Below are 4,182 nucleotides of genomic sequence, written 5' to 3'. Positions count from 1 at the left end.
TGTTCTTACAAGCGATTGGTGACTTTACTGATTGGCTACGCGTACAACCAGAAACCGACCACGTGGCCACGCTTTCCGATGTTTACATGCGTTTGAATAAGAACATGCATGGCGATGACGACAGTTACTACCAACTGCCACTTAACCGTGAACTCGCCGCGCAATACTTACTGCTTTACGAAATGTCTCTGCCATACGGTTTGGACTTGAACAACCAAATCAACGTCGATAAATCATCGATCAAAATGGTGCTGACGGTGGACAACCTAGGCAGTGTGGAATTGGTTGAACTCGAAGAGCGCATCTACTCATGGTTTGCGGCTAATGCACCTCAGTATGAAGTGGTCGCATCGAGCCCATCACTGATGTTTGCTCACATTGGCGAAACCAACATGGCGAGCATGCTATCGACTCTGCCTATCACCTTAGTACTTATCTCTGGCCTGATGATCTTTGCATTGCGCTCGGTTCGCTTAGGTTTAATCAGCCTAGTGCCAAACATTGCCCCGGCAATTGTCGGCTTTGGTTTGTGGGCGCTTATCTCTGGTGAAATCAACCTAGGTTTGTCAGTCGTGGTCACGCTCACACTGGGTATCGTTGTCGATGATGCAGTGCACTTCTTAAGTAAATACCAACGCGCAAGAATGGAAGGGAAATCAGCAGAAGAAGCGGTGCGTTACGCGTTCCACACCGTTGGTCGCGCACTGTGGATTACCACTGTCGTGCTTGTGGCTGGTTTCTCTGTGCTGGCGATGTCGAGCTTCAGACTCAATTCCGACATGGGCTTACTCAGCGCGATTGTGATTTTTATAGCGCTGGTGGTCGACTTCATTTTGCTGCCTAGCTTGCTGATGATCTTCGACAAACAGACCCACTATGCAGATAAACCTCAGCACGAATCAAAGCTATCTAAAGCCGAGTTATCTAAAACAGAACTAACTAAAACAGGGCAAGCTAACCCAGCCGGCGAACTGTCGACTTCGACTAAATAAGGAATCGTCAGCCTGCTGCGGTGGGCTGACTCAAGGAGAAATTTATGAAAAGCGTTAAACAAACTCTCGTTACGACACTATTTGCTGTCAGTTCATTAAGCGTCGGCACCTTAACAATAGGCATATTCGCCGCTTTCCCTGCGTTAGCCGACCCTGCGAAAGGCCTAGAGATTGCCGAACAACGCAAAGCCGTCGATATGGGGTGGGGCGATTCAGTTGCGACCATGGAAATGCTACTTCGCAACAAACAAGGCGAAAGCAGCTCACGCCTAATGCGATTGAAGTCGTTAGAAGTGGATGACGATGGCGACAAAGGACTGACCATTTTTGATGAGCCTCGCGACGTAAAAGGCACGGCTTTCTTGAACCATTCACACATCTCTAAATCGGATGACCAATGGTTGTATCTGCCTGCATTGAAGCGTGTAAAACGCATCTCTTCGCGCAACAAATCGGGCCCGTTTATGGGCAGTGAATTTGCTTATGAAGACTTGAGCTCGTTCGAGTTAGGAAAGTACACCTTCAACTACATTGAAGACGCCAAAATTGAAGGTGTTGATACCTTTGTTTTAGAGCAGGTTCCGACCGACAAAAACTCTGGCTACACCATGCAGAAAGTATGGCTAGACCAACAATATTACCGCCCCGTTCAAGTGGAGTTTTACGACCGTAAAGGCGCATTGTTGAAAACCCTCTCGTTCCAAGACTACAAACAATACCTAAACCAATACTGGCGCGCGCACACCATGTCGATGCAAAACCATCAAACAGGCAAAAGCACCGTTTTAACCACGACAGATTTAGCGTTCCAAACCGGTCTTAAGGACAAAGATTTCCAGAAAAACACACTGAAACGTGCAAAGTAAGGCAAGAATATGAAAAGGATTGTGTTAACAGGAACGCAGTTATCTTTAACCTTGGCAGCGACCGTTGGACTCATGCAGGTGTCGTTGCCATGTGTGGCGGCTGGAATTAGCTCTGAGTTCGTAGAACAGATCACCCCACAGCTCGCAGGGCAGATTAACCTCGAACACAGGCAGTTCTTTAGTGACGGTTTGCAAGGGCAAGATAAAGGACAAAGCTCACTGGTGTTGCAACCAGAGTTTTACTGGGAGCAAGAGGAGGGCAACGGCAGCTTTACCTTCACGCCGTTTTACCGCCTAGACAGCGAAGACGATGAGCGAACCCATGGCGACGTTCGTGAAGCTCTGTATCTCAATTATTGGGACGATTACGAATTGCGAGCCGGTGTCGGCAAGGTGTTTTGGGGTGTAACCGAATCGGCGCACTTGGTGGATGTGGTAAACCAAACCGATGCCATTGAATCGGTCGATGGTGAATCTAAGTTGGGTCAGCCTATGGTGCACTTTACCTCAATCAAAGACTGGGGAACCATTGATGCCATGTTACTGCCGTATTTTCGTGAGCGTACCTTTGCAGGGGAAGACGGTCGATTAAGGTCGACTGTACCTGTATCGGACGATGCGCTTTACGAATCTTCGAGAGAAGAAAAGCACGTTGATGTAGCGCTGCGCTATAGCCAAATGTACGGCGATTGGGATGTCGGTTTAAGCTATTTAGGCGGCACAAATCGCGACCCTTATTATCGTGTAGAAGGCAATCAGCTAAAGCCGTATTACGCGCAAATGCAGCACTTCGGACTCGATGTGCAAGGCATTATTGGTGACTGGTTATGGAAGCTGGAAAGCATTTATCGCGACAGCTACGACAACCACACAGGCGTCGCGACAGGCTTTGAATACACATGGGTTGGGGCGCTTGAATCGTATTGGGACATCGGCTTTATCGCTGAATACTTGTATGACAGCCGAGGCAATAACGCCCAAACCATCGGCCAAAACGATGTGTTCCTTGGGGCGCGTGTCGCCTTGAATGATGAAGACGGCACCGAAGTACTTACAGGCATTACTCAAGACTTAGACAACAGCGATGTCTACAGCGCCAAGTTGGAAGCCTCAAGCCGCATCAATAACAACCTCAAGTGGCGATTAAACGCTTGGTTGTTTGAGAATGAAACCCCAGAAGACTTACTGTTCTTCGCTCGTAAGGATGATTTTGTCGAAGTGGCGTTGGAGTATTACTTCTAAAGGCTCGATGTTTTAGCTTCAATTTTTAAGTTTAAATTCAGATTTTCTACGAATAAACCAAAGAGCGGTGGTCTTAAACCTCGCTCCTTGGTTTCAATTCTCACTCTTCTACTGAGCGCTTCCTAACATCACGCCTCAAACAAGGTTCTGTGAATGTAATCAAACTGTCTCACTTGGTGACGTTTTTGTATCGGTTTCTCTTTGATTTCATCGATTTCAATGAAATTCTGTTTTCTAACGTTAAATTTGCCGTGTTTTTAGTCAATAACTTGCTCTTTTAGCGATTCAATTTGGCATTGGTAGCGTGTTTGATTACTATGTGTAGCTATCTAAAAAAACTAATCATCCGATACGGACACTACCAACTGGTAGATGAGGAAATGATGCAACATCTAGAAGAGATCATTGCTAATGCAACGACTGCTATTGATACAGCAGATTCGTTAGTCGCACTTGATGAAGTGCGAGTTCAGTATTTAGGTAAGAAGGGTGAACTAACTCTTCAACTACAAAGCCTAGGTAAACTTCCACCTGAAGAGCGTCGCACTGCTGGTCAAGAGATCAACAAAGCGAAAGGTGCTGTTCAACAAGCGATCGCAGCTCGCAAAGACGCACTACAACGTGCAGAGCTTGAAGCGAAACTAGCTGAAGAAACTATCGATGTGAGCCTACCAGGTCGTCGCATTGAGAACGGTGGTCTTCACCCAGTTACTCGCACAGTTGAGCGTATCGAACAGTTCTTTGGTGAGCTTGGCTTTAGCACTGAGTCTGGCCCTGAGATCGAAGATGCATTCCACAACTTTGATGCACTAAACATCGCAGACGATCACCCAGCTCGTACTGATCACGATACTTTCTTCTTCAACCCTGATCTAATGCTACGTACGCACACTTCTGGTGTTCAAATCCGTACGATGGAAAACGGCAAACCGCCATTCCGCTTCATTGCTCCGGGTCGTGTTTACCGTAACGACTACGATCAAACTCACACGCCAATGTTCCACCAAGTGGAAGGTATGTTAGTTGATGAGAACGTAAACTTCGCACAACTTAAAGGCATTCTTAACGATTTCCTTTGTAAC

The 4,182-nt window shown here is 46.9% G+C and carries 4 protein-coding genes; all 4 read left to right on the top strand.

Annotation, left to right across the window (positions count from 1 at the left end):
• A partial coding sequence (locus AB4496_RS20130) for an RND family transporter (RefSeq protein ID WP_372131737.1) occupies window positions 1-992 on the top strand: 992 nt, incomplete at its 5' end.
• Window positions 993-1,036: 44 nt separating this feature from the next.
• Window positions 1,037-1,858 (top strand): outer membrane lipoprotein-sorting protein, encoded by an 822-nt coding sequence (locus AB4496_RS20125; RefSeq protein WP_102258577.1) that lies wholly within the window; start codon window positions 1,037-1,039, stop codon window positions 1,856-1,858.
• A gap of 9 nt (window positions 1,859-1,867) precedes the next feature.
• A complete protein-coding gene (locus AB4496_RS20120) occupies window positions 1,868-3,100 on the top strand; it encodes a hypothetical protein (RefSeq protein WP_102258576.1) in 1,233 nt (410 codons plus the stop codon).
• A 383-nt stretch (window positions 3,101-3,483) separates the two neighbouring features.
• On the top strand, window positions 3,484-4,182 hold a 699-nt coding region (locus AB4496_RS20115; protein ID WP_372131739.1), incomplete at its 3' end, for a phenylalanine--tRNA ligase subunit alpha.

This window comes from Vibrio sp. 10N.222.46.A1, from assembly GCF_041473595.1.
In the GTDB taxonomy this organism is placed as follows: domain Bacteria; phylum Pseudomonadota; class Gammaproteobacteria; order Enterobacterales; family Vibrionaceae; genus Vibrio; species Vibrio tasmaniensis_A.
This window is presented reverse-complemented; position numbering and strand designations above follow the sequence as displayed.

Excerpts from the sequence above, each read along its gene's own strand:
- AB4496_RS20125 (WP_102258577.1), top strand. The coding sequence starts at position 1,037 with ATGAAAAGCGTTAAACAAACTCTCGTTACGACACTATTTGCTGTCAGT.
- AB4496_RS20120 (WP_102258576.1), top strand. The coding sequence starts at position 1,868 with ATGAAAAGGATTGTGTTAACAGGAACGCAGTTATCTTTAACCTTGGCA.